The organism is Bradyrhizobium sp. LTSP885, from assembly GCF_000938305.1.
In the GTDB taxonomy this organism is placed as follows: Bacteria; Pseudomonadota; Alphaproteobacteria; order Rhizobiales; family Xanthobacteraceae; genus Bradyrhizobium.
This window is the reverse complement of record NZ_JYMT01000042.1, coordinates 26,982-49,692: the sequence shown is the minus strand read 5'-3', so window position 1 is coordinate 49,692 and position 22,711 is coordinate 26,982. Positions and strand designations below refer to the sequence as shown.

Sequence of the window (22,711 nt, the reverse complement as noted above, 5' to 3'; positions counted from 1 at the left end):
AGGACCGCCCGGGCCACGGGGCGGCTGCCGCGACGAACCGGATTCGACTTTCGGCCGAGATATCGTGTGCCCGCAGCGCCGGCGCGGTCCTGTATCGTAAACCCAAGATTAATGCGCACCCGGTACGGTTGAGGCTCTCACACCCCTCTCGTCACGGCGCGCATCCCATGAAAATCGGTACCCTCCTGACGGCTGCGATCGTCTCGCTGTCTGCGGTCGGCGGCGTTCTCGCGGCCTATGTCGCTGTCACCAAGTACCAGACGATAGACAAGGCTTCGACCGCGCAGAGCCGGCTCGACATCGTCCGCGCCGTCGGCGATATCCCGCGCAACCTGAACCCCGAGCGCGGCTACGCCACCAACCTGCTGATCGGGAGCGGCGCGATCGAGCAGAAGCAGACGGCCGAGCTCGACAGGCTGCGCCAGCTGACCGACAGCGCACTCGCCAGGGTCAACCAGGTGCGTGCCACCCTCCCGGGATCGCTCGACGATGGCGAGGCGATCGCAGGCGCGATCGATGCAATTAAGGTCAGGTTTACCGCCCTTCGCGACGCCATCGCGACGGCCATCGCCGGCCCCATCGATGGGCGCCGCGCCGCGGCGACCAAAATCGTCGCCGACAATTCGGTTTTCAACGCCGGGGTGACCGCGCTGCTCGACGAGCAGGTGCGCCGGCTCGCCGGCCTCGACGGCAATGCCTATCGCCAGGCCAATTACGCCAACGTCGCCTGGTCGCTGCGCGACATCGGCGGCCTCAATGCCAGCCTGCACAAGGCGCTGGTCGGGGCCAAGCGCGCCGCGACCGAGCCGGAGAGGCTGGAGCTGTTCCGCAGCACCGGCCGCACTGAGCAGATCCTCTCGACCTTGCAGGAACTGCGCAACAATCCGGCGACATCGGCAAACGTCGCGGCGGCGCTCGGCAAGATGCAGGCCGACTATGTCGAGCGCTTCGGCAAGTCGTTGAAGCTCGCCAAGGAAGGCGCGGTGTCGGGCAAATACGAGCAGGACGTCGACACTTATTTCGTCGAATCCCAGGTCGGCCTGGCCGCCATCATCACCGTGCGTGACGCCTTCTATGACAACGCCGAACAGGGGCTCGCGGCCGCCTATTCGTCGGCGCGCTTCAGCTTCGTGGTCGCACTGATCGGGCTGATCGCGGTCGCGGTTGCCAGCGCCGGTCTGATCGTCATTGTTCGCCGCCGCATCCTCAACCCGATCGCCGCCCTTACCGGCCGCATGTCGCGGCTTGCTGCCGGCGACGTCGCTGAGGCGATCCCGGGCACCGCGCGCCACGACGAGATCGGCGCGATGGCCGCCGCCGTGCAGGTGTTCAAGGACAACAGGATCGCAGCCGATCGCCTGGCCGCCGAGAAGGAAGCCGAGAGCGACGTCAAGACGCGCCGCTCCCACGTGCTCGACGACCTCACCCGCGCCTTCGAGATGAAGGTCACCGAGCTGGTCGGCGGCCTGTCGGCGGCATCGTCGGTAATGGAACAGACCGCGCAATCGATGTCGGCGACGGCTGCCATGACCAACCGCCAGGCCTCCATCGTCGCGGCTGCGTCGGAGCAGACCTCGACCAACGTGCAGACGGTGGCGAGCGCGACCGAAGAGCTGACGTCCTCGATTTCCGAGATCGCGCGCCAGGTCTCGACCTCGACCGAGATCGCGGCGCGCGCGGTCGACCACGCCCGCCGCACCGGCGACACCGCCCGCTCGCTCGCCGAGGGCGCACAGAAAATCGGCGACGTCGTGACGCTGATCCAGAACATCGCAGCACAAACCAATCTGCTCGCGCTCAACGCCACCATTGAGGCGGCGCGCGCCGGCGAAGCCGGCCGCGGCTTTGCCGTCGTCGCCTCCGAAGTAAAGTCGCTGGCCGGCCAGACCGCCAAGGCGACCACCGAGATTTCGGAGCAGATCGCCGCGATTCAGGCCGCCAGCGACGAGACCGTCACCGCGATCCAGAACGTCGTCGACGTCATCACCGAAATCGACCAGATCGGCACCGCCATTGCCGCCGCGATCGAGGAACAGGGCTCCGCGACCAAGGAGATTGCGCGCAGCGTCCAGGAGGCCGCGCGCGGCACCCAGGAGGTCAATTCCAATATCTCCGGCGTCCAGCACGCCGCCGACGACACCGGCAGCGCGGCGACCCAGGTGTTGGGCGCAGCCGAACAGCTCTCGACACAGTCGAAGGACCTCGCCGGCCAGGTCAACCGCTTCCTCTCCGACGTGCGGGCTGCCTGAGATCGTCGCGGGCATTTGGCACGCGCAGACAGCGAAAGAAGCGTCAGCCCCCGCGCAGCCCCAGCACGCGCCGCGCGATCGCCTGGCGATGGACCTCGCTCGGGCCCTCATACATCCGCATCAGGCGCGCCTTCTGCCACAGCGCGTTGAGCGGCAATTCCAGCGTCATGCCGAGCGCACCGAGCGTCTGCATGGCGTGGTCGCAGGCCTCGTAGGCCATTTCCGTTGCGAACACCTTGATCATCGAGGCCTCATGCCTGATGTCTTCGCCGCGGTCGGTCTTGTCGGCGGCGTCGCGCACCATCAGCCGGCAGGCGTGCATGCGCGTCGACATGTCAGCGATCCACCACTGGATCGCCTGGCGCTCCGCGAGCTTGACGCCGAAGGTCTCGCGCTGTTTCGCATGCTCGCACAGCATGTCGATCGCGCGCCTGGTGATGCCGATGCAGGTCGATCCCATCTCAAGCCGGCGCGTACGCAGGCGTAGCTGCATCGGCGCGTAGCCCTTGCCGACCTCGCCGAGCACGGAGTCCTTCGGGACGCGGCAGTCCTCGAACACGATCTCGTAGGTCGAGCCGCCGCCAAGCATCGGGATTTCGCGCTCGATGATGAAGCCCGGCGTGCCCTTCTCGACGATAAAGGAGGTGATGCCTCCCTGCCGCTGGTCGCCGCCGACGCGCGCCATCACGATGATGAAATCGGCGGCGCGCGCGTTGCTGATCCAGATCTTGCGGCCGTTCAGCACCCACTGCTCGCCGTCGAGCACCGCCCGCGTCTTCATGCCTGCGGGATCGCCGCCGGCGCCGGGTTCGGAGATCGCGATCGCCGACGTCATCCGGCCCTCGATATAGGGCTGCAGATATTTTGTCTTCTGCGCCTCGGTGCCGGCCGCCTGCAGCATGCGCAAATTCGGCGAATCCGGCGGCAGCACGAACGGCACGCAGCAGCGGCCGAGCTCTTCGTGCACCGCGGCCATGGTGTGCGTCGGCAAATCGTGACCACCGAGATCCTCGGGCGCATCGAGGCCCCACAAGCCGAGTTCCTTCGAGACGTCGCGCAACCGCTTGCGCTGTTCGCCGGTCAGTTCGGGATGGTCGCTGCCGGGCAGTTTCGATTTGAGGTATTGCGGCTCGAGCGGGATGAGTTCGCGATCGACGAATCTCGCGACCGTCTCGCGGATCATTGCTGTTTGCTCGTCATCGCTCATCTGATGTCCTCGCCTGCGCTGTTGTTTCAAGACCAGTAGCGCATTTTGGATCGGCGCGAATAGCGGAAACGCACGCGCACCGTTGCGCCGCGTGCTCAGTTCTCACCGCGCGGAATTCAATATCCCGCGACATGGTCAACGACCGCGCAATTGCGCCGGCTGTGCGGGGACGTCGAGCAGTTTGTCGCGCAGCACGAGGTTATTCGCCTTGAGGAATCGATCGACGATCGGCGCCCAGATCGCGACACCATCCGCGCCGAACAGCATGTGCCCGTCGCTGCCGAACGGGGGCGTCTTCACCAGCGTGAGGTTGCCGCCGGCCTTCGCGAAGGCGCCGGACAATCGCGTCACAAGTTGCGGACCGAAGAAGTGATCGTTGTCGGCCGACACCCACAACAGCGGCACGCGCTCAGACTTGCCGTACTGCGCGAAGGCGTCGACAAGCTCGTCTTCCCCGCACACCGTGTCCGGGCCGCTCGATCCGCGGCCGGGCGCGAACACGATCACCGCGGCAAGCCCCGACGGCATGGTGGACGCCAGCGCCACCGTGGCAAAAGCGCCGGCCGAGCGGCCGACGCTGATCCATTTGCCCTTGCTGACATAGGGCTGGCTCAACATGAACTGGGCGGCGGCCGCGATGTCGCTGGCACCGGCGCGGCCGGCCTTGGCGTAATCCGGATGGGCGCACGGACCATAGGTCTCCGCCCATCCGCCCTGCGACGCGCCGTAGCCGCGGCGCAGGAAGGCCACCGCGACCCAGCCGCGGCGCGCGAACTCGGTGGCCTGCGCCCGCATCCCGTAAGGGCTCATGGACGGGCGATCGCTCGCCGAACGCGGCGAACCGTGATTGAGCAGGCCCAGCGGATGCGGCTGCCCGTCGTCGGGCCGCAGCACGATCGCATCGAGCCGCGCCGTGGCCGGCCCGCTGGAGCCGGCATTCGGGACCGAGAGCTTGAGCTCATCGAGCCTGATGCCCTCCGCCCGCCCCATCACGATGGACCCTGCGAAGCCGAACAGCGCCAGCAGGAGCCACGCAACGGTCGATTTGCAGTGTCGCATCCGCTGTGACCTCACCTTTCGGCTACAAGCTCCCTTGCGTCAGTCGGCAAAACCGACATAGCGAACGAAATCGCTGTTGGCCTCGCGATCGGACCGTACCGCGTTGGCGGCAAAGCTGTCGTCGGGATAGCCCATGGCGACGCAGGTCAAGATCACCTGGTCTTCCGGGATATTGGCGACCTCGCGCACGATGTCCGAGCGCATGATGCCCTGCCCGTTGATCACGCTGCCGAGCCCGCGGTCCCAGGCTGCCAGCACGATGCCGTAGCAGAGCGCGCCGAGGTCGAAATGGCAGACCGCGCCGGGATCCAGGATCCGGTCGTAGGCCAAGACCAGCGAAACCGGAGCGTCGAACTGGCGAAAGCCGCGTAGCACCCAATCCTGCCGCATCGGCTTGTCGTCGCGGGCAATCCCCATGGCGCCGAACAGCTTCTTGGCGATGTCGACCTGGCGGCCGCGGTGGACGCCCTCATATTCGCCATGGCTGACGATGTCGCGCTTCGCCTTGGCGCCGGCGATCATCTCCTCCATGTTGCGCCGCCGCACCTCTTCCAGTGGCGCCCCGGTCAGGACATGGACGTGCCAGGGCTGGGTGTTCATCGAGGACGGCGCCCGCTTGGCCACCTCGATGATCTCCTCAATGGTCGCCCGAGCCACCGGCTGCTGCTTGAACCCGCGCACGCTTTGGCGTGTCTGTACCAGCGTCTCGAAGTCCATTCCGTGCTTCCTCCATTTTGTTCCACGCTCAATACAGGAAATTTTCTCCCGTCATCGGGCCTTTTACCGCCAAAATCCACCATGGGAACTTGATCGGGTCAAGAATCCGATATCCAATCCGGCCACTGGTTTGGTTTAGGGAGAGACCCAAATGAAGCGGATTTTCTTGGCTGCCGTGATCGCGACCTTTGCAGCCGGCTCGGCATTTGCACAAGACGCCTCCTGCGAAACAAAGGCGGTCGGCAAGGACGGCAAGGCGCTCGCCGGCGCGGCGAAGACCTCGTTCATGAAGAAGTGCACGACCGATACCTGCGAGACCAAGGCGGTCGGCTCGGACGGCAAGAAGCTCGCCGGCGCTGCCAAGAACTCCTTCATGAAGAAGTGTGAAAGCGGCGCCTGAGCCCCTCGCCAGTTTTTCTTCCAGCTTGATCAACCGAGACAGTATCGGGCCGCGTGAACGCGGCCCGATGTGGCGTTGATCGACGCTCGCGGAGGAGTGCTCGAACGCTAAATGCTCGAGCGCTCAAAATGAGACGCCGACCCGCAGACCTCGCGTCCAGACGCGCCGACAACGTTTCCTGATGTTGCCATGAAACATTTCGAAACGCTCAGGCAACTGCACCGCGCGCTGCAACTCGATGCAGGCGCCTCCGGCCGAATAGTCCAGCAGCTTGCATTCGAGCAGCGGCGTCTTCGGTTCGAGCAAAAGCTTGACCGAAGTGGACACAACACCTGCCGGACGAACACGCGCAAACCGCCGAGGATACATCACCAATCCCTAGAGTAGACGGCCAACATGCTCTTCGGCGGCCGTTAAGATTCCGTGCAAGCCTGTTGTTTGCTGACCTTGTCAATCGGGCCAGATCGCGAGCGGCGGTCAGGACGAACGCGATGCCGCCAGCGTCTCGGACGGCGATTCACCGAACTGCGAGCGGTAGGCCCTGGAGAAGTCGCTCAGGTGCCAGAAGCCGTACGCCAGGGCGCAAGCCTTGACGCTGGGCGCGCCGCCAAGGAGTTGCTGGCGTACCAGCCAGAGCCGCCGCAGGCGCAAATAGCGGTGCATGCTCATGCCTCGATATCGCTGGATGGCATCGTGCAGGGTGCGCACGGACACGCCGATCTCCCTGGCAAGGTCGCCGCTGTAGATCGGGTGAGCCACGTTCCCGGCCAGTGCGGCTCGCGCTTGGTTGAAGACCTTGAACTGACGCGTCGTGTTGACCCGCCTCGTCCACTCGGCTGGAACGATCCCGGCGAAGGCGCCGTCGATCGCCGCGAGCAGGGATTCCTTGATCGCGGTGCCGGTGGCGACGATTTCGGCTGCCGCGACTTGCTGCGACGCGACGAGCATGGCTTGCCGTACCACCTCGCGCAACCGATCCTGCGCCGGCTGGCTGATCTCGTGGATGCTGAATTTGACAATGGAATTGGGCCAGCCGCGATCGACGATCTCGGGCGTGAAGACGATCGAGGTGTACTGGCGTGGCGTCTTCTCGACGGTGGTGAAGAAGGCACCGCCATTGCCGATCACGAGCGCCGCACGATCACGTTCGGCGCCGTTGAACCGGATCGGAACGCCGTCGTCCATCGTGAAACCGATTGCGGTGGTACCGTGCGCGAATTGCCCATCGATAATCCGCGGAAACGATTGCGTGTAGTTGATGTCGCATCCCGGCAGGCTGAGGATCACCTGCTCGGCCGAAATTCTCCGGGCGAGCGGCGTGAAATCCACGTTCAGGTTTCTGATCGAACTCCTGAAGGCATCGACATCGTTAAATCGATAGACCCTCGGCACCAGCAATGGCGCCATCGAACTGTTGTTCATCTGAAACGATCTTGAAAATTGGCACTTGTCGCCGCGCCTTTGCGCGCGCCGACATCTTTAATTGAATCAACGCTCCGGTTCCGAATCGTCCAACGAACACAATGAGGTAGTTGCGGTGCAATATCCGGCTTAAACAATATGACAAAGTGCGGCTGCTGCCGATTTTCGATAGCGTTTGGCGGGATTTCCACCGTACCGGGCATTTGTATCCATAAAACTCTATGGGGGCATTAATATTCGGAGAGCAAACTGGTTCTGGGAACAATGTAGTTCCCTGTCGCGGAGCATTTTTAGGTGCCGCAATGACAGCCATTGCCTCGACCGATCTTATTGCCGAACTCGACCATGTTCTGAAAGCAGGCCCGTCCGACCGCCGTGTGCGGATGTTGCGGCAGGTGGTTGGTCTTTTTCTTGAGGACGCCCACCGGCTCAACGAGCACCACATCGGCGTGTTCGATGACGTCCTGGTCCGCTTGATGGAAGGCGTCGAGCTGCGGACCCTGACCACGCTGAGCCGCGCCTTTGCCGACTCGCGCCTGGTGCCGAGCGAGCTGGCGCGGCGCCTTGCCAATCATGATGACGCCGACGTCGCGGCTCCGATCCTGCGCAACTGTGATTGCATCCCTGATGCCGATCTGATCGACATCGCCTGGTTGCGTGCCGAAGAGCACCTTTGCGCGATCGCAGCCCGAAAGAACGTCACCGATGAGCTTACCGATGTCTTACTGATGCGGGGGGACAGCAGCGTCCTTCGCAAATTGGCAAGCAATCCCGGTACGAAGTTTACCAGCGCAGGCTTTGCCATGCTCATAGATACCGCGGAGCGCGACGAGGACATCGCTTGCTCGCTGGTCGCGCGCAACGACCTGCCGCCCGGCGCACTCGGCGATCTCGTCGCAAGATGCGCGACACGCCTCCAGGCCAAACTCCTCAAGACCGCGCCTCCGTCGTCACAAGCCGCGATCCGAACGGCGATCGATGCCAGCGCTGCCGCCCGCGCCCGGGCGAAACCGCCCGTCGCCATCGACTACACCGAAGCGAAGGCTGCGGTCATGGCGCTCAACAATTCGGGTCAATTGAACGATTCCAGCGTCAATCGTTTCGCCGTGAGAGGCGAACACCACAATGTTGTCGCAGCCCTGGCACAGCTGGCGGCCGTGCCGACCGAGACGATCGAGCCGCTGATGGAGTCCGCCGAGATCCACGGGCTCGTGGTTGCCTGCCGGGCATCGCGGCTGAACTGGAATACGACGGCGGCCATCATCAACAGCCGGACGGCCGCGCCGAGGATCTCGCAACAGGAGCTTGAACTCGCCCGAGAGAGATTTGAAGCAATGCCGCTTTCAAACGCCCAGCGCGCGGTGCGGTTTGGCTCGTTCAGTGATCTGACCGCCGCACCGTCGGCCGCGCCGCGGAGACCGTGATGGCTTATGGAGACCGCAAGGCCGGGCGCGTCCGGCTCGAAACCCGCCACCCCGTGAACCTCATGGGAGTCGACGGCACCTGGCATCGCAGTTGCGCTCTGCTCGACGTCTCCCAGAGCGGAGCGCGGCTCGAAGTCGACGGAACGCTCGAAGTTCTCGGGGCGCACGAATTCTTCCTCGTGCTCTCATCGCGGGGATTGGCCTTTCGCCGCTGCGAACTGATCCGTGTCGACGGCACCGAGGTCGGCGTTAGGTTCATCGAGGAAAAAAAGAAGAAGGGACATCCCGTCGTTCCGAAATAAGGATTGGCGGAATTCATCAAGGCTGAGGGGAACCCAAATGACCATTCTGAACGTAACGAACGTCACGATCTCGACGGAGTGTACCGACCCACTGCGCGCACGTCTCGAGATCAATTGCGCCGGGACAGTCTCGAAATTCCAGATCAACGAGGATCTCGCGCATCAACTTTGCAGCGGGCTCGATCGATTTCTCACCCAGGTCACACGCCGGCCACGCCTGGTCCGGCTTGGGTGAGGCGCTCCTTGACGCTAGACGGCTGACGAGACCTGTTTGATGCCGATTCATATTGTCGCCGATGCCCCCGCCAAGCTGACGTCCGTCTGCGATATCCTCGGACCGACGTTCGAGGTCACGACCGAGTTGCTCGACGCCGCCCGTTTTCGCAGCAACGGCGCCGATGCGATTGTGGTCAGCGCGGACCTGCGGGTGGTCGAGAATATTACGGCGTTGAGGGCGGCCTCCCGCAAGCTGGTGCGAGTTCCCACGCGCATCTTCATCATCGATCAGCGCACGCGCCTCGCAATCGTCCAGGCTTACGCGCTCGGCGCGACGCATGCGCTCGTCAATCCGGTCAAGCCGGCGCAGCTTCTGGCAATGCTGACCGATATCGACGCGCCATCGATCGTTCCGGACGAGACGGCAGCGACGACCGCTCAGGAGGCTGCGTCCGCAGGTGTCGCCAGCATTGCCTCGATGTTCTCGGCCGTGATCAACGGCTCCGCGATCAATGTTGCTGGAGCGAGGCTCGCCGGTGCCGGGATCGCCGAAAGCATCGCGGAAAACGGCCTCTCTGACTGGCTAACCACAGTACGACGCCATCACGAGGGCACCTATCAGCACTGCCTGCTGGTGACCGGCATTGCCGTCGATTTCGGCCTCAGCCTCGGCATGGCCAGGGCCGATATCGAACGGCTCTATTCGGCGGCGATGTTCCACGATATCGGCAAGGCAGGGATCCCGCTCGCGGTGCTCGACAAGCCCGGTCGGCTCGACGAGGCCGAGCGCGCCATGATCGAGACCCATCCTGCTGCCGGATACCACGTGCTGAAGGGTACCCCAGGCATATCGGCCGAGATCCTGGACGCGGTGCGGCATCACCACGAGTATCTCGACGGCAGCGGCTATCCCGACAAACTGTGCGCGGAGAGCATTTCGGATATCGTACGAGTCCTGACCATCTCCGACATCTTTGCCGCCTTGATCGAGCAGCGGAGCTACAAGCCGACGATGCCGCGGGAGAAGGCCTACGAGATCCTGCTGGACATGAATGGCAAGCTCGAACGGCCGCTGGTGGCGGCGTTCAGGGATGTCGCGTTGAACCGTTGATACCCCCTAGTCCCGCTTGAACCGATAGTCGAAGCGGTCGCCGTCCGACTTGATCAGGCCGACCGTCGGGGTCGGAAAATGAATCGGCAGGATCAGGGTGCCGGTCTCGGCAACCGAGGCGAAGAACTTCCGGCGCGATGCTGCCGACTGCTTCGGATCCCAATCGGGTTTCGCGGACCAGTCCGGTTCGCGGCACTGGATCACGTGGTGCATCAGATCGCCGGCGACCACGGCGCGCTGACCCTTCGAGACAATGTTGACGCAGCAATGGCACGGCGAATGGCCCGGCGTCGGGGTGAGCGTAACGGTGTCGTCGAGCGCGTAATCATCATCGACCAAAAGCGCCTGCCCGGCCTCGACGATCGGCAGGCAGTTGTCGCGAAACACCGTCCCCGGCGGATTGGCGCCTTTGGCGTTCTCGGCCTCCCAGGCCGCATATTCGCGCTTGTGGAACACGTATTTCGCGTTCGGGAACGTCGGGACCCAGCGCCCGTCGCGCAAGGTCGTGTTCCAGCCGGTGTGATCGATATGGAGATGGGTGCAGAACACGTAGTCGATCTGCTCGTAGGAGATGCCGTGCGCGAACAGCTCGTTGCGCCAGCGCTCCTTGCCCGGGAAGTCGAACGGCGGCGGATGGCCCTTGTCCTCACCGGTGCAGGTATCGACCAGGATGGTGTAGCGCGGTGTGCGGACCACGAAGGTCTGATAGGTGATCACCATCATGCCGCTGATAGCATCGAACACCTCCGGCTCCATGGTCGGCAGGTGATGCCGGAACACGGCGTCGTCATAGGCGGGGAAGAAGTCCTGCGGCCGCCGCCACGGTCCCTCGCGCTCGATCACTGCGTCGATCGTGATGTCGCCGATCCTGATCTGCTTCATGGCCGTTTCACTCCCGTTTTTTGGTAAATGGTAACGGGCGCTCCGCGGGTCTACAAGCCGGGGCCCACCGCGACGTGCCATGCGCCGATGCCGCAAGTCGTCCGAAAAGCTGCTAATGTGCGGGCATGACAAATCGCGCGATTCAGCTCACCCTGCTGCTGATGCTCACATCGCTTCCGGCACACGCGGCCTCCGCCGCGCCAGACACCGTGTTCTTTCCGAGCGCGGACGGCAAGACCGAGATCGTCGCCTATCTGTTCAAGCCACCATCGTCGGGCCCTCACCCTGCGATCGTGCTGCTGCATGGCCGTGGCGGTCCGTACTCGATCAACGTCAACAAGGGCTGCACCCTGGTGTCGCGCACCAGTCCGTCCGCCGAGTGCAACGCCGGCGGCCTGTCGAAGCGGCATGTGATGTGGGGCCAATATTGGGCAGACCGCGGTTACGTCGCGCTGCTGCCGGACAGTTTTGGACCGCGCGGCAAGGCCCACGGCTTTGGCCGCTTTACCCATGGCGATCCGGATCGCGCCGATGTCAATGAACTGACGGTCCGGCCGCTCGATGCGGAGGGCGCACTGAGTTGGATGCGCAGCCAGAATGACATCGTCGGCAACCGCGTCTTCCTGCAGGGATGGTCGAACGGCGGCAGCACCGCGCTGAACGTCATGCAGCGGCAGGGCGCGGCGACATCGGGCTTTCGCGCAGCGCTGGCGTTCTATCCCGGCTGCGGACCAAAGGCTCTGCTGGCGCAGACGCTTGCGTCAGCCGCACCGATCACCATGCTGCTCGGCTCCGACGACGAGGAAGTGTCGCCGCTGGAGTGTCAGGACGTCGCCCAGCGCTCCATCGCTGCGGGCAGCAAGATCGACGTCGTGCTCTATCCGGGCGCGACCCACGATTTCGACGACCCCGGCCAACGCCGCCAATCCATTCCCGCCAATGCCGTGGCATCGGCAGATGCCCAAAAGCGTGCAATTGGCTTTGTGGAAGGTGTCAAGAACTAGGCTCGTGTAGCCCGGATGAAGCGAAGCGAAATCTGGGGTAAACTACCCGCATGGTGGGCTATCGACGCAATTTCATACCCGGCGGAACGTTCTTCTTCACAGTCACACTGGAAGATCGAAGGTCGTCGCTGCTTGTTGAGCGTGTTGGACTGCTGCGCGCGGCATTTCGTGCAGCGCGCGACAAGAAGCCGTTTACGGTGGATGCAATCGTAATCCTGCCAGAACACCTGCACACCGTGATGACGCTGCCATCCGGCGATGCCGACTTCTCGGATCGATGGCGGCAGATCAAGAGCCACTTTACTCGCGGGCTGGTCGCCGCTGGCGTGCCGCTTTCAGCTAACCACCGTGGCGAGTATGGGCTTTGGCAGAAGCGCTTTTGGGAGCACACCATCCGCAACGAACGTGATCTTGAGCGTTGCGTCGACTACATCCACTACAATCCGGCCAAGCACTGCCCCGTTTCGTCGCCAGCGGATTGGCCACACTCGTCGCTCCATCGGTACGTCCGCGACGGAATCTTCCCGGCGGACTGGGGTGGCAGCGGAGCGTTCGATAAAGGCGATTTTGGCGAGCGGGAAGACTGACCCCGGATTTCGCTTCGCTTCATCCGGGCTACGAACGCAACCCCGGAGCCTCCTGCCCGGTGCGCGCGACATACTCGGTATAACCGCCGCCAAATTGGTGGATGCCCTCCGGCGTCAGTTCCAGCAGACGGTTGGAGAGCGCGGCGAGGAAGTGCCGATCATGCGAAACGAACAGCATGGTGCCCTCGAACTCGGCGAGCGCATTGATTAGCATTTCCTTGGTGGCGAGATCGAGATGGTTGGTCGGCTCGTCCAGCACCAGAAAGTTCGGCGGATCGAACAGCATCTTGGCCATCACCAGACGCGCCTTCTCGCCGCCCGACAGCACCCGGCATTTCTTCTCGACATCGTCGCCCGAGAAGCCGAAGCAACCGGCAAGCGCGCGCAATGAGCCCTGGCCGGCCTGCGGAAACGCATCTTCCAGTGACTGGAACACGGTGCGTTCGCCGTCGAGCAGATCCATCGCGTGCTGGGCGAAATAGCCCATCTTGACACTGCCGCCGACCGTCACCGCGCCGTCATCGGGCTCGGTTGCCCCGGCCACCAGCTTCAACAATGTCGACTTGCCGGCGCCGTTGACGCCCATCACGCACCAGCGCTCCCGGCGGCGGATCATGAAGTCCAGTCCGTCATAGATCCGCTTGCTGCCATAGCCCTTGTGGACGTTCTTCAGGCTGGCGACATCCTCGCCCGAGCGCGGCGCCGGCTGGAATTCGAATGCCACCGTCTGCCGCCGCCGTGGCGGCTCGACGCGCTCGATCTTGTCGAGCTTCTTGACGCGGCTCTGCACCTGGGCCGCGTGCGAGGCACGCGCCTTGAAGCGCTCGATGAACTTGATCTCCTTGGCCAGCATCGCCTGCTGCCGCTCGAACTGCGCCTGCTGCTGCTTGTCGCTGAGCGCGCGCTGCTGTTCGTAGAACTCGTAATTGCCGGAATAGCTGGTGAGCTGGCCGCCGTCGATCTCGACCACCTTGTTGATGATGCGGTTGATGAACTCGCGGTCATGCGAGGTCATCAAGAGCGCGCCTTCATAACCCTTGAGGAACTGCTCGAGCCAGATCAGGCTTTCGAGATCGAGATGGTTGCTCGGCTCGTCGAGCAGCATCACGTCGGGCCGCATCAGCAGGATGCGCGCCAGCGCGACCCGCATCTTCCAGCCGCCGGAGAGCTTCCCGACGTCGCCCTCCATCATCTCCTGGCTGAAGCCGAGGCCCGACAGCGCTTCGCGCGCGCGGCCGTCGAGCGCATAGCCGTCCAGCTCCTCGAAGCGGTGCTGCACCTCGCCATAACGCGCGATGATGTCGTCCATCTCGTCGGCCTTGTCAGGATCGGCCATCGCGGCCTCGAGTTCCCTGAGCTCGGCCGCGACCTCACTGACGGGCCCTGCCCCGTCCATCACCTCGGCGACCGCGCTACGGCCGGACATTTCGCCGACATCCTGGCTGAAATAGCCGATCGAAATGCCACGATCGACCGAGACCTGGCCCTCATCGGGGATGTCCTGGCCCGAGATCATCCGGAACAGCGAGGTCTTGCCGGAGCCGTTCGGCCCGACCAGGCCGATCTTCTCGCCCTTCTGCAGCGCTGCTGAGGCTTCGATGAAGAGGATCTGGTGGCCGACTTGCTTTGAGACGTTATCGAGGCGGATCATGACACATGTGGGGAAATAGGAGGTTGCGGCCTCTTATTCGATCTGGAGCCCGGGTGGAAGCCCGTTCCATGCGTTTCGCAGCTAGCCCGCACGCATGCCTGTCATTGCCATCAGAACCAGACCGGGAATACTTCGCCAATCGGTCTTTGGGGGCGTCGCATGCAAGTCTGGCTTCTCTCTCTGCTCGCGCTCGGTGCGGGCATCAGCGTGTCCGTTCAGCAGGTCCTGAACGGCAATCTGCGCTCCGCCCTGAACTCGCCCGCCTGGGCCGGGCTCGTCAGCTATCTCGGCGGTCTGTTGACAATGGTCGTGGTGCTCGTGGTGCGGCACGAGCCGGTACCGTCGTGGAATTTGGTGACGGCAACGCCGTGGTGGGCCTGGAGTGGCGGCCTCCTGGGCGGCGTGTTCATCCTACTGATGATCTTGCTGTTGCCGTCGTTGGGAGCTGCGACCTTGCTGGCACTGGTGGTCGCCGGTCAGATGCTGGCAGGCATCGCCATGGATCATTTCGGCGTCTTCGGGCTGACGCCGCATCCTGTGTCGGTTTCACGACTGATCGGCATTGCGCTCGTCATCGGCGGCGTTCTCCTCATCAAGGATTGAGGCCGCAGCGCCGCGTCGCTGCTGGCGGCATCAATGCCGCTTGAAGTACTGCACTTCGCGCTCATGCTTTTCCGCGGCCGGGCGTGACTTGAAGGTACCGAGATTGCGGCGCTTGCCGGTCTTCGGATTGACCTTGCGGGAATACAGCCGGTACTCGCCGGAACTGAGCTTGCGGATCATGACTTCGCCTCGCCAACACCTGCCGCATGTCAACGATATGGAAGAGCCCGCGTTCCAGTTCGGCTAGAAGCACAGATTCGTCACCGCATTGCCGCGCTTGTCCTTGATGACGTAGGGACAGCGGGCGCGCTCCAGCGCTTTCTTGGCATCCTCGTCACCGAGCGCCGCGGCACGCTCGTAGTAGCCTTTCGCGGCGTCAGCATCCTTCGGGCCACCGCGACCGGCCTGCGCGAAGGCGCCCATGCGTTCCAGCGCTCCGGGATGATTTTGCGCGGCAGCCTTCTCGAACAATGCGCGTGCCGCGACGTCATCCTGCGCGCCGCCCTTGCCGTCCGCCAGCATCATGCCGAGCTGATACTGCGCCTCTGGATTGGTCTCCGCAGCCTTGCCGAGCAATTCGCGCGCCCGCGCCGGATCGGAGGCCGCACTGCCGCCGAGGGCTGCGAGATTGCTGATGCCGCGCGCATTGCCCGCCTGTGCCGCGCGCTCGAACAATTGGCGGGCCTGCGCCTCGTCCTTGGCGACGCCCGTGCCGGTGCCGTAGAGCACGCCGAGTTCCACCATCGCTGATGTCGAGCCCTTGTCGGCGGCCTTGCGCCAGGCTGCAGCCGCCTCCGCGGTCTGGCGGTTGGCGGCATAGCCGCGCCCGAGCTGGTACATCGCGCGGCGCGACGATTTCGCAGCGACCGCGCAATATCTGATCGCGGTCGAAATGTCTGATACGGCGATCTCAGGCACGCCCTTGACGTCGGCCGGCTTGTCGGGATCGGAGGGACTGGCTGCGACGCGGTCGCACAGCACGAGATCGGCCGATTGCGCATAAGCAAGCGCCGGCGCAGCCAGCACCGCGGCAACGACAATGGCATGGAGGCGTTTGATCATGGGCGGAGGTTGCGTCGCCAGGCCGGCAAATTCAAGGCTCAAGCCCGGTCGCGCGCAGCACCGGCGCGACATCGGCTGAGGCCAGATAGCGCAGCAGATGATCGGCGGCATCAGCGTTCCCCGACGCGGTCATGCGGCCGGCTGAAAACACCGCTGCGGTCTGCAAATTCAGCGGAATGGGGCCGACGACATCGGTGCCGTCAACTTGCTTCAGCTCGCTGATCTGCTGAACCGCAAGATCGGCCTCGCCGGTAACGAGCTTTTCCGCGGTGAAGCCCGACGGGATGATCACGGCGCGCGCGTTGATCTCGGCGGCGATGTCGAGCCGGTCGATCAGCCGTGCGAACAGGATGCCGCTCGCGCCGAGCCGCGAATAGGCGACCGCCCGCGCGCCGAGCAGCGTTGCGCGCAGCGCGGCTTCAGATGCGATGTCGGGATGCGCCGCGCCCGCCATCACTGCGAGGCCGACATAGGAGCGCGCGAGATCGACTGAGTTGTCGGCGACAACACGGCCCTCGCCGATCATCTCGTCGAGGCCCTCGCGGGTGAGGATCACGAGATCGGCTGCCTCGCCACCGCGCAGGCGCTCGAGCAACGCAAGCGTCGGCGCGAAATCGGCATCGATCCGGACACCGCTTGTCGCTCGATAAGTCTCGGCAAGCCGCGCCACGGCGCCCTTCAGCGCCAATGTCGAGAGCACGCGGACTGAATTGTCCATTGGAGCCTACGCCCGCCGCAACAACTTGAGCAACGCCGTGAGGCGAAGGCTGCGCTTGCCGGCAAGCGCGGTGGCATCGAGCACGGCGCCCTCCTCGTCGCAGGTTCCGGCAAAGCCGATGCCGACCTCGTGACCGCCGAAGATCGGGTTCTCGCCCTTCGCCGACGTATGCTCCTGATTCAGGATCTGGCCCTTCCAACGGCCGTTCTCGGAGGTGTAGGTGCCGAGATAGTAGAAGAAGGCGTCGCCGCCGAGGATCCGGCCATTGTTGAGCAGCATCACGCCGGTGAGGCCGCCATCGACCCCGTCGAGCATGCGGATGTGGATCGAATAGAGGCCGTTGACGACGCAGCCCTCGCCGACGCCGCCGGCGATCGGCATTTCGTCCGCCGTGATCGGTGTCATCACCGATTGGAAGGACACGCCGGGCAATTCCTTGAGCTCGCCCTTGAAGCGATAGAGATCGCCATCCGGCCCGCCTTTGGCGATCAGCGTCGCGTCGTCGGTGCCGGCCATCGCGCGGTAGTTCGGATCGGGGTTGTGGCGAACGGTCTTGATCTCGATGGCGACCTCGTCGCCGTTCTTCCGGTAGGTGCCGATATGGGCAAAGGCCGAGTTGCCGCCGAGCATCCCGCCTTCGCCGACATACATCACGCTGCGGCCAACGGTGCCGCCGAGTTCGAATCGAACCTTGTAAAACCCCTCAAACAAGTGCCGCGTCCCCGGCAGCGCAAATTGCCCGCGTTGTCTAGCGCGGTTCATAACGCAGCGAAACCGCTTTCCGTGTGAAGCCGCGCACAAGCGATGTCATAAAACGCAAAGGTCCGCCAAGCTTTCGCTTGGCGGACCGGATTGCGATACCGGACGCTGCCGTCCGGGTCCAACGGGATCTTAGGCCGCAGCCTTCACGCCGGTCGGAACTTCGGAGATCGTCTTCAGGATCTGCGATGCGATCTGGTAGGGGTCGCCTTGGGAATTCGGACGGCGGTCTTCCAGATAGCCCTTGTAGCCATTGTTGACGAAGGAGTGCGGAACGCGAACCGAGGCGCCGCGGTCGGCAATGCCGTAGCTGAACTTGTTCCAGGGCGCGGTCTCGTGCTTGCCGGTCAGGCGCTTGTCGTTATCAGGCCCGTAGACCGAGATGTGGTCCATGATGTTCTTCTCAAAGGCCGACATCAGGCTCTCGAAATACTCCTTGCCGCCGACTTCGCGCATGTACGAGGTCGAGAAGTTGGCGTGCATGCCCGAGCCGTTCCAGTCGGTGTCGCCGAGCGGCTTGCAGTGGAACTCGATGTCGATGCCGTAGCTCTCGGTGAGGCGCAGCATCAGGTAGCGAGCCATCCACATTTCGTCAGCGGCCTTCTTGGAGCCCTTGCCGAAGATCTGGAATTCCCACTGGCCCTTCGCCACTTCGGCGTTGATACCTTCGTGGTTGATGCCAGCGCCGAGACAGAGGTTGAGGTGCTCTTCGACGATCTTGCGGGCGACGCCGCCGACGTTCGAGTAGCCGACGCCGGTGTAGTACGGGCCCTGCGGCGCCGGATAACCGTCCGACGGGAAGCCGAGCGGGCGGCCGTCCTTGTAGAAGAAATATTCCTGCTCGAAGCCGAACCATGCGCCTTCGTCGTCCAGGATGGTGGCGCGCTTGTTCGAGGCGTGCGGCGTCTTGCCGTCGGGCATCATGACTTCGCACATCACCAGCGCGCCGTTTTCGCGCGCAGCGTCGGGGTAAACCGCGACCGGCTTCAGCACGCAGTCAGAGCTATGGCCTTCAGCCTGCTGGGTTGACGAGCCATCGAAGCCCCAGAGCGGAAGCTGTTCGAGGGTCGGGAACGACGCGAATTCCTTGATCTGCGTCTTGCCGCGCAGGCTCGGCGTCGGCGTATATCCGTCGAGCCAGATATACTCGAGCTTGTACTTGGTCATTGAACCTCTCTGTTGATGATGCAAAAACGTGAGGAAACCGAAAGCAAGTCGATCGCCGCACGTGTACCCGGCCACCATCGGCCACTTGCTACCAAGCAATTAAAATGCCAGTCGCTGCAATGCGGCACCCGCCGTGCTCGCTGGTGTCCACAGCGGACACTGCATTTTTTGGTGCGACATAGGAGCGCGGCTGGCATGCGTTTTGGGCAGCCAGATTCCGCTTTCAGACCTGCGCCAGCGCCCGATTCTCCGGCAAATCCGGCCGAAGGCGCCCTGCCGATTAAAGCCGTGGCAGTGTCGTGTGACAGTTCGCCTCCGGCCCGCCCGCGCCCGGCAAGCTTCTAGCAACCACCACTCCGGCCCAAGCGTTGGTCATCTGCATACTGCCCCGCAGGAGGCAAACGCGGAATTGCCTACGAATTAAACAGAATGTGACTACGTCTTAGTCACCTTGCACCCTCACGGGCCTCGGCCGATATGCAGAGGACGGTAACGGCGCACGAAGGAGTCGGGCGCACCATGGTGGTTCGCATTCCGGACCAAGGAGACTTTGCGATGATGAACACAGGCTTAAATGAGGGATCTGCCAAGATCTATCAATTCCCGGCCGGGGGCCGCGCAGCTCTCAGCGGACGTCGCTATGGCGACGCCAGGACGGCGCTCGCGGCACAGGTTGAGACCAGCAACTGCAGCGACAGCTGGTACCATCAGGCGGCGATCGAAGACGCCAAACCGGGCCGGGATCACTGATGCCGGCGCGATCGAGGGGCACGACGCGCAGGACACATCAGGCAGCGTCGGAACAGTAAAGAAGGGTCGGAACCAAGGTTTCGGCCCTTTTTTCATGCCGGGTTGCAGGCCGTCACGGGTCGCCCTGCCGAACGAGACGCTCCCAGGATAAGTCATATTCTCCCAGCGAGAGGCCAGCTATAGACCAGTCCTGCGTCAAGTCCGCGACGATGTGAGCACAGGTTGGTCCGATGTCAGAAATCCCTGCCCGCCATCTCGATCTTTCCGGCGCGAGCAATTTTCGCGACCTCGGCGGCTACCCGACGCGGGATGGACGAACGGTGCGCTGGCGGCAGATCTTTCGCTCCAATCATCTTGGCCATCTCACCGAGCCGGACGTCGCGGTGGTGCGCGGACTCGGGGTCAGAAGCGCATTCGACTTCCGCGGCGTGACCGAACGCACTGAAGCGCCGTGCGGCATGGCCGAAATCACCGTGCATTCACTTCCCGTCGAGCCGACAGTCGTGGCCGCGCTGCGCGCGATCGCCGCGCGCGGCCGGCCGCCGTCGAAGGCCGACGCGGTCGAGGTGATGCAGGACTCCTATCGCGGCTATGTTCAGGACAACACACCGCGCTATCGCGCGCTGTTTGCCCATCTGCTCGAAGATCGTGCGCCGCTCGTGATCCACTGCACCGCCGGCAAGGATCGCACCGGCTTTGCCTGCGCGCTGATCCTGCACGCGCTCGGCGTGCCCGGCGAGGTAATCGCGGACGACTATCTCCTGACCAACCAGTTCTACAAGCGCGATCCGTCCGCCAGCACCGAGCTTCCCGACGACGTCAAGCAGGTGCTCGGCGCCGTGCAGCCCGCGTTCCTGCACGCTGCGTTCGAGGCGATCGATGCCGATTACGGCAACCTCGATCGTTATTTCCGAGATGGAATCGGGCTCGGACAGGCCGAGCGCAAGGCGCTTGAAGGCCGCTATTTGCAGGCGTGAAGTTCAGGCCGCGGCCTCGAGTTCGAGCTCCGCGTCGAGATCGGCGATGACGTCCTCGAATGCGGAGATCGCCTGCTGGATTGCCGCGATCTGCATCAACTCCCAACAGCTCACCGGCCCGTTGCGATTCTGCAGCGCCACCACGAGGTCGCGCCGCTGCTCCTTAAGCTGAACAAGCGGTAAACCGTGATCCGGAAGATATCCCATAACGAACCCCTGCCTTGGTCGGACTTCGCTTCTATCGGAAGGATTCTGCTATCGACTTACAGAACTGCGGCAAATTTTACTGATCGCGCGACACCCGTAGTCTTACGTGATCAGCTCGCGCGTCACGGCATCGTTGATCGCACCGAGCAATGCCTGCGTCACACAATCGGTCGCCCAGTCACTTGTATGAAGATGCTCCTGCGCGCCGTCGTCGAGTTCGGACAACGGAATTCCGGCATCGACCCATTGCTTCATCAGCGCAAAACGGCGGAACAAGTTGACTTGCCTGCTTGCTGCGACCTCGGCGATCATCGGCATGAACTGGTTGGCAAGCTTGAGTACGTCAGGCGTTCCGATGATGGCCTGAGTGTACTGGGAATCCATCACCACGACGTCGAGCGGCAGCCCGGCGAGCACGTCTAGTCCCGCCTGGAATGTCGCTTGTACCTGATCGAAGTTGTAGTTCTTGTAGACGGCGTTGGTGCCGACCTGCCAGATCACCATCACCGGTGCTTCAGCGATGACATCGGATTCGATGCGCGAGAACTCTTCCGGCGCCTCCTGACCACCGATGCCGCGGTTGATCACATCAATCATCCGGCCGAAGGACGGTTTCTGGCTTCGCCACAGCATCTCGAGTCGCGGCGGGAACGGCAGAATATTATCAGCACCCGCGGTCGATGACGATCCGAGCGCCACCACCTTGACCTTGCGTTGACGTTTGAGCGCTTGGGCCAGATGCGGCAAGCCGTGCTGGAGCTTCACAATATCGAGATGCGTTTCGCATGGCCTGGGTGCGGGCATCGCAAACATCCTTTGCGCGAATGAATTGAACAATACCCGCAGTAGGTAGCGAAATTCGCGGCATTGCAAATGAAATCCACCTAATCATAGTGGACGCCTGCCTGTTCCCTGCACGGAGACCACTATGAACGGAAAAGCCATCGTCATCACCGGCGCCCTGGGCGCGCTCGGCAAGGTGGTCGCCGAACAAGCTCTCGCAAGGGGCGCGCGCGTCGCCGGTATCGATCATGCAGCGTCGTCGGTTGCGGCGACGGCTGACCGCATCGAGCTCGGCGGCGTCGATCTCACCGACGCCGCGCAGGCCAGATCGGCGATCGACAAGGCGGCCGCGCATTTCGGCCGGCTCGATGCGCTGATCAACATCGCCGGCGGCTTCACCTTCGAGTCGGTCGCCGACGGCGAGCCCGCGACCTGGCAGCGCATGTATGCGATGAATGTGATGACCGCGCTGAACGCCTCGCGCGCCGCGATCCCGCATCTTTCCTCGACCGGCGCCGGCCGCATCATCAACATCGGCGCGCTGGGCGCGCTGCAGGCCGCTGCCGGCATGGGCTCCTATGCCGCCTCGAAGGCCGGCGTGCATCGCCTGACCGAAGCACTCGCGGCCGAGCTGAAGGGCAAGGTCACGGTCAACGCCGTGCTGCCCTCGATCATCGACACCGCAGCCAATCGCGCCGCGATGCCGAAGGCTGACGTTTCCAAATGGGTGACGCCGAAAGAACTCGCCGACGTCATCCTGTTCCTCGCCAGCGACGCCGCCAGCGCCGTCACCGGCGCGCTGCTGCCGGTCAACGGACGGGTCTAGAAGGTATGATCAAAGCAAACGACATCGAAGAGACCGATGCGGAGCGGTTCGACGCAGCGATTGAGCGGGACGCAAAGGGCGGGAAATTTGACGCCCTTGCCGAGGAGGCACTGGCAGCGCATCGCGCCGGACAATCGCTCGACTTGCTCAATCCGGGATCAATAGCCGCAGCTTCGACTTGAAGCGGATGCTCTGCTTTCCGGCGAGCGCGATGCCGTCGCCTTCGGCGGTCTCATCGGTGTAGGTGCCGGTAAACCCGATCGTGACGACCTTGCGTTCCCACACCGGCCGCTCGCCATAGGTCGGCGAATGCTCCTGGTTGGTGACCTCGCCCTTCCATTTGCCGTCCGCCGCGGTGTAGCTGCCGTGGGCGTAGAAGAACGAGTCGCCGCCGCGCATCTGGCCGTCACGCAGCACCATGACGCCCTGATTGCCGCCGGAAACGCTGTCGAGGAAGTCGATGGTGATGTGATAGAGCCCGTTCTTGATCATGGAAATTGTTGCGCCTTGTCCCGGCAGCAACAATAACCGTCCAAGCGGGCGTTGGGCAAATCCGGTCGCGGTCGGCGGACCCGATCCGCGCTATGCTGCTGCGAATCGAGTCGCGGCCTGGGGCGCCGCCGGAGCC

At 63.6% G+C, this 22,711-nt stretch carries 28 protein-coding genes; 13 read left to right on the top strand and 15 right to left on the bottom strand.

Annotated elements, in window-relative coordinates; genetic code table 11:
- Positions 1-167 precede the first annotated feature (167 nt).
- Entirely contained in the window at positions 168-2,249 is a 2,082-nt protein-coding gene (locus tag UP09_RS29300; protein ID WP_044541848.1) for a methyl-accepting chemotaxis protein, read from the top strand.
- Positions 2,250-2,292: 43 nt separating this feature from the next.
- Here UP09_RS29300 and UP09_RS29295 read toward each other — a convergent pair whose 3' ends face one another.
- From UP09_RS29295 to UP09_RS29285, 3 genes are all read right to left on the bottom strand, one after another.
- Complete coding sequence (locus tag UP09_RS29295; RefSeq protein WP_044541847.1) at positions 2,293-3,456, bottom strand: acyl-CoA dehydrogenase family protein; 1,164 nt, start codon at positions 3,454-3,456, stop codon at positions 2,293-2,295.
- A 135-nt stretch (positions 3,457-3,591) separates the two neighbouring features.
- Positions 3,592-4,515, bottom strand: a complete 924-nt coding sequence (locus UP09_RS29290; protein ID WP_052833245.1) for an alpha/beta hydrolase family protein — start codon at positions 4,513-4,515, stop codon at positions 3,592-3,594.
- Positions 4,516-4,554: 39 nt separating this feature from the next.
- Positions 4,555-5,232, bottom strand: a complete 678-nt coding sequence (locus UP09_RS29285; protein ID WP_044541846.1) for a nitroreductase — start codon at positions 5,230-5,232, stop codon at positions 4,555-4,557.
- A gap of 151 nt (positions 5,233-5,383) precedes the next feature.
- Between UP09_RS29285 and UP09_RS29280 the strand changes: the two genes are divergently transcribed.
- Positions 5,384-5,632, top strand: coding sequence for a hypothetical protein (locus tag UP09_RS29280; RefSeq protein ID WP_044541845.1), 249 nt, complete (start codon positions 5,384-5,386; stop codon positions 5,630-5,632).
- Positions 5,633-5,755: 123 nt separating this feature from the next.
- Here UP09_RS29280 and UP09_RS29275 read toward each other — a convergent pair whose 3' ends face one another.
- Together UP09_RS29275 and UP09_RS29270 are read right to left on the bottom strand one after the other, a co-directional pair.
- Positions 5,756-6,001 carry a PilZ domain-containing protein gene (locus UP09_RS29275; RefSeq protein ID WP_044541844.1) on the bottom strand — a complete coding sequence of 82 codons (246 nt, stop codon included), beginning with the start codon at positions 5,999-6,001 and terminating at the stop codon, positions 5,756-5,758.
- A gap of 108 nt (positions 6,002-6,109) precedes the next feature.
- Positions 6,110-7,039 (bottom strand): AraC family transcriptional regulator, encoded by a 930-nt coding sequence (locus UP09_RS29270; protein WP_245302264.1) that lies wholly within the window; start codon positions 7,037-7,039, stop codon positions 6,110-6,112.
- 317 nt (positions 7,040-7,356) lie between these two features.
- Here UP09_RS29270 and UP09_RS29265 point away from each other — a divergent pair, with 317 nt between their 5' ends.
- Genes UP09_RS29265 through UP09_RS29250 form a run of 4 tightly spaced genes read left to right on the top strand, consistent with a single transcriptional unit; the run spans position 7,357 to position 10,107 of the window.
- Positions 7,357-8,478 (top strand): DUF2336 domain-containing protein, encoded by a 1,122-nt coding sequence (locus UP09_RS29265; protein ID WP_044541842.1) that lies wholly within the window; start codon positions 7,357-7,359, stop codon positions 8,476-8,478.
- Positions 8,478-8,780, top strand: coding sequence for a PilZ domain-containing protein (locus UP09_RS29260; RefSeq protein WP_044542622.1), 303 nt, complete (start codon positions 8,478-8,480; stop codon positions 8,778-8,780). Before UP09_RS29265 ends, UP09_RS29260 begins: the two co-directional genes overlap by 1 nt.
- A 37-nt stretch (positions 8,781-8,817) precedes the next feature.
- The gene (locus UP09_RS29255) at positions 8,818-9,015 is read left to right on the top strand and encodes a hypothetical protein (RefSeq protein ID WP_044541841.1); all 198 of its coding nucleotides are present in this window, start codon (positions 8,818-8,820) and stop codon (positions 9,013-9,015) included.
- Between the two features lie 39 nt (positions 9,016-9,054).
- Positions 9,055-10,107, top strand: a complete 1,053-nt coding sequence (locus UP09_RS29250) for an HD-GYP domain-containing protein (protein ID WP_044541840.1) — start codon at positions 9,055-9,057, stop codon at positions 10,105-10,107.
- A gap of 6 nt (positions 10,108-10,113) precedes the next feature.
- Here the strand turns inward: UP09_RS29250 and UP09_RS29245 are convergent, their stop codons facing one another.
- Positions 10,114-10,989, bottom strand: coding sequence for an MBL fold metallo-hydrolase (locus UP09_RS29245; RefSeq protein ID WP_044541839.1), 876 nt, complete (start codon positions 10,987-10,989; stop codon positions 10,114-10,116).
- A gap of 125 nt (positions 10,990-11,114) precedes the next feature.
- Here UP09_RS29245 and UP09_RS29240 point away from each other — a divergent pair, with 125 nt between their 5' ends.
- Together UP09_RS29240 and UP09_RS29235 are read left to right on the top strand one after the other, a co-directional pair.
- Positions 11,115-11,993 (top strand): dienelactone hydrolase family protein, encoded by an 879-nt coding sequence (locus tag UP09_RS29240; RefSeq protein ID WP_044541838.1) that lies wholly within the window; start codon positions 11,115-11,117, stop codon positions 11,991-11,993.
- Positions 11,994-12,043: 50 nt separating this feature from the next.
- Entirely contained in the window at positions 12,044-12,580 is a 537-nt protein-coding gene (locus tag UP09_RS29235) for an REP-associated tyrosine transposase (RefSeq protein WP_044541837.1), read from the top strand.
- Between the two features lie 28 nt (positions 12,581-12,608).
- Here the strand turns inward: UP09_RS29235 and UP09_RS29230 are convergent, their stop codons facing one another.
- Positions 12,609-14,231 carry an ABC-F family ATP-binding cassette domain-containing protein gene (locus UP09_RS29230; RefSeq protein ID WP_044541836.1) on the bottom strand — a complete coding sequence of 541 codons (1,623 nt, stop codon included), beginning with the start codon at positions 14,229-14,231 and terminating at the stop codon, positions 12,609-12,611.
- 159 nt (positions 14,232-14,390) lie between these two features.
- Here UP09_RS29230 and UP09_RS29225 point away from each other — a divergent pair, with 159 nt between their 5' ends.
- On the top strand, positions 14,391-14,834 hold the full coding sequence (locus UP09_RS29225; protein ID WP_044541835.1) for a DMT family transporter: 444 nt from the start codon (positions 14,391-14,393) through the stop codon (positions 14,832-14,834).
- Positions 14,835-14,864: 30 nt separating this feature from the next.
- On the opposite strand, the gene UP09_RS37820 is transcribed toward UP09_RS29225, so the two are convergent.
- The 5 genes from UP09_RS37820 to UP09_RS29205 form a co-directional block, all read right to left on the bottom strand.
- Positions 14,865-15,014, bottom strand: a complete 150-nt coding sequence (locus UP09_RS37820) for a hypothetical protein (protein WP_156164834.1) — start codon at positions 15,012-15,014, stop codon at positions 14,865-14,867.
- A 63-nt stretch (positions 15,015-15,077) separates the two neighbouring features.
- Positions 15,078-15,896, bottom strand: coding sequence for a tetratricopeptide repeat protein (locus UP09_RS29220; RefSeq protein ID WP_044541834.1), 819 nt, complete (start codon positions 15,894-15,896; stop codon positions 15,078-15,080).
- 31 nt (positions 15,897-15,927) lie between these two features.
- On the bottom strand, positions 15,928-16,614 hold the full coding sequence (locus tag UP09_RS29215) for a substrate-binding domain-containing protein (RefSeq protein WP_044541833.1): 687 nt from the start codon (positions 16,612-16,614) through the stop codon (positions 15,928-15,930).
- A 6-nt stretch (positions 16,615-16,620) separates the two neighbouring features.
- Entirely contained in the window at positions 16,621-17,325 is a 705-nt protein-coding gene (locus UP09_RS29210) for a hypothetical protein (RefSeq protein WP_044541832.1), read from the bottom strand.
- A 180-nt stretch (positions 17,326-17,505) separates the two neighbouring features.
- Complete coding sequence (locus UP09_RS29205) at positions 17,506-18,540, bottom strand: glutamine synthetase beta-grasp domain-containing protein (protein WP_044541831.1); 1,035 nt, start codon at positions 18,538-18,540, stop codon at positions 17,506-17,508.
- A gap of 555 nt (positions 18,541-19,095) precedes the next feature.
- Here UP09_RS29205 and UP09_RS29200 point away from each other — a divergent pair.
- Together UP09_RS29200 and UP09_RS29195 are read left to right on the top strand one after the other, a co-directional pair.
- A complete protein-coding gene (locus UP09_RS29200; RefSeq protein WP_044542621.1) occupies positions 19,096-19,290 on the top strand; it encodes a DUF2735 domain-containing protein in 195 nt (64 codons plus the stop codon).
- 230 nt (positions 19,291-19,520) lie between these two features.
- Complete coding sequence (locus UP09_RS29195) at positions 19,521-20,267, top strand: tyrosine-protein phosphatase (protein WP_044541830.1); 747 nt, start codon at positions 19,521-19,523, stop codon at positions 20,265-20,267.
- 3 nt (positions 20,268-20,270) lie between these two features.
- On the opposite strand, the gene UP09_RS29190 is transcribed toward UP09_RS29195, so the two are convergent.
- Positions 20,271-20,474, bottom strand: coding sequence for a hypothetical protein (locus tag UP09_RS29190; RefSeq protein WP_044541829.1), 204 nt, complete (start codon positions 20,472-20,474; stop codon positions 20,271-20,273).
- 102 nt (positions 20,475-20,576) lie between these two features.
- Complete coding sequence (locus tag UP09_RS29185; protein WP_245302263.1) at positions 20,577-21,287, bottom strand: SGNH/GDSL hydrolase family protein; 711 nt, start codon at positions 21,285-21,287, stop codon at positions 20,577-20,579.
- Positions 21,288-21,402: 115 nt separating this feature from the next.
- On the opposite strand from UP09_RS29185, the gene fabG reads away from it, so the two are divergent.
- Complete coding sequence (gene fabG / locus UP09_RS29180) at positions 21,403-22,083, top strand: 3-oxoacyl-ACP reductase FabG (RefSeq protein ID WP_044541828.1); 681 nt, start codon at positions 21,403-21,405, stop codon at positions 22,081-22,083.
- A 5-nt stretch (positions 22,084-22,088) separates the two neighbouring features.
- Positions 22,089-22,265 carry a hypothetical protein gene (locus UP09_RS37815; protein WP_156164832.1) on the top strand — a complete coding sequence of 59 codons (177 nt, stop codon included), beginning with the start codon at positions 22,089-22,091 and terminating at the stop codon, positions 22,263-22,265.
- Here the strand turns inward: UP09_RS37815 and UP09_RS29175 are convergent.
- The gene (locus UP09_RS29175; RefSeq protein WP_044541827.1) at positions 22,231-22,575 is read right to left on the bottom strand and encodes a GrlR family regulatory protein; all 345 of its coding nucleotides are present in this window, start codon (positions 22,573-22,575) and stop codon (positions 22,231-22,233) included. The two genes, UP09_RS37815 and UP09_RS29175, sit on opposite strands and share 35 nt — an antisense overlap.
- Positions 22,576-22,711 lie beyond the last annotated feature (136 nt).

Coding starts and splice junctions, on each gene's coding strand:
- UP09_RS29300 (WP_044541848.1), top strand. CDS start 168: ATGAAAATCGGTACCCTCCTGACGGCTGCGATCGTCTCGCTGTCTGCG.
- UP09_RS29295 (WP_044541847.1), bottom strand. CDS start 3,456: ATGAGCGATGACGAGCAAACAGCAATGATCCGCGAGACGGTCGCGAGA.
- UP09_RS29290 (WP_052833245.1), bottom strand. CDS start 4,515: ATGCGACACTGCAAATCGACCGTTGCGTGGCTCCTGCTGGCGCTGTTC.
- UP09_RS29285 (WP_044541846.1), bottom strand. CDS start 5,232: ATGGACTTCGAGACGCTGGTACAGACACGCCAAAGCGTGCGCGGGTTC.
- UP09_RS29280 (WP_044541845.1), top strand. CDS start 5,384: ATGAAGCGGATTTTCTTGGCTGCCGTGATCGCGACCTTTGCAGCCGGC.
- UP09_RS29275 (WP_044541844.1), bottom strand. CDS start 6,001: ATGTATCCTCGGCGGTTTGCGCGTGTTCGTCCGGCAGGTGTTGTGTCC.
- UP09_RS29270 (WP_245302264.1), bottom strand. CDS start 7,039: ATGGCGCCATTGCTGGTGCCGAGGGTCTATCGATTTAACGATGTCGAT.
- UP09_RS29265 (WP_044541842.1), top strand. CDS start 7,357: ATGACAGCCATTGCCTCGACCGATCTTATTGCCGAACTCGACCATGTT.
- UP09_RS29260 (WP_044542622.1), top strand. CDS start 8,478: ATGGCTTATGGAGACCGCAAGGCCGGGCGCGTCCGGCTCGAAACCCGC.
- UP09_RS29255 (WP_044541841.1), top strand. CDS start 8,818: ATGACCATTCTGAACGTAACGAACGTCACGATCTCGACGGAGTGTACC.
- UP09_RS29250 (WP_044541840.1), top strand. CDS start 9,055: ATGCCGATTCATATTGTCGCCGATGCCCCCGCCAAGCTGACGTCCGTC.
- UP09_RS29245 (WP_044541839.1), bottom strand. CDS start 10,989: ATGAAGCAGATCAGGATCGGCGACATCACGATCGACGCAGTGATCGAG.
- UP09_RS29240 (WP_044541838.1), top strand. CDS start 11,115: ATGACAAATCGCGCGATTCAGCTCACCCTGCTGCTGATGCTCACATCG.
- UP09_RS29235 (WP_044541837.1), top strand. CDS start 12,044: ATGGTGGGCTATCGACGCAATTTCATACCCGGCGGAACGTTCTTCTTC.
- UP09_RS29230 (WP_044541836.1), bottom strand. CDS start 14,231: ATGATCCGCCTCGATAACGTCTCAAAGCAAGTCGGCCACCAGATCCTC.
- UP09_RS29225 (WP_044541835.1), top strand. CDS start 14,391: ATGCAAGTCTGGCTTCTCTCTCTGCTCGCGCTCGGTGCGGGCATCAGC.
- UP09_RS37820 (WP_156164834.1), bottom strand. CDS start 15,014: ATGATCCGCAAGCTCAGTTCCGGCGAGTACCGGCTGTATTCCCGCAAG.
- UP09_RS29220 (WP_044541834.1), bottom strand. CDS start 15,896: ATGATCAAACGCCTCCATGCCATTGTCGTTGCCGCGGTGCTGGCTGCG.
- UP09_RS29215 (WP_044541833.1), bottom strand. CDS start 16,614: ATGGACAATTCAGTCCGCGTGCTCTCGACATTGGCGCTGAAGGGCGCC.
- UP09_RS29205 (WP_044541831.1), bottom strand. CDS start 18,540: ATGACCAAGTACAAGCTCGAGTATATCTGGCTCGACGGATATACGCCG.
- UP09_RS29200 (WP_044542621.1), top strand. CDS start 19,096: ATGATGAACACAGGCTTAAATGAGGGATCTGCCAAGATCTATCAATTC.
- UP09_RS29195 (WP_044541830.1), top strand. CDS start 19,521: ATGTCAGAAATCCCTGCCCGCCATCTCGATCTTTCCGGCGCGAGCAAT.
- UP09_RS29190 (WP_044541829.1), bottom strand. CDS start 20,474: ATGGGATATCTTCCGGATCACGGTTTACCGCTTGTTCAGCTTAAGGAG.
- UP09_RS29185 (WP_245302263.1), bottom strand. CDS start 21,287: ATGTTTGCGATGCCCGCACCCAGGCCATGCGAAACGCATCTCGATATT.
- fabG (WP_044541828.1), top strand. CDS start 21,403: ATGAACGGAAAAGCCATCGTCATCACCGGCGCCCTGGGCGCGCTCGGC.
- UP09_RS37815 (WP_156164832.1), top strand. CDS start 22,089: ATGATCAAAGCAAACGACATCGAAGAGACCGATGCGGAGCGGTTCGAC.
- UP09_RS29175 (WP_044541827.1), bottom strand. CDS start 22,575: ATGATCAAGAACGGGCTCTATCACATCACCATCGACTTCCTCGACAGC.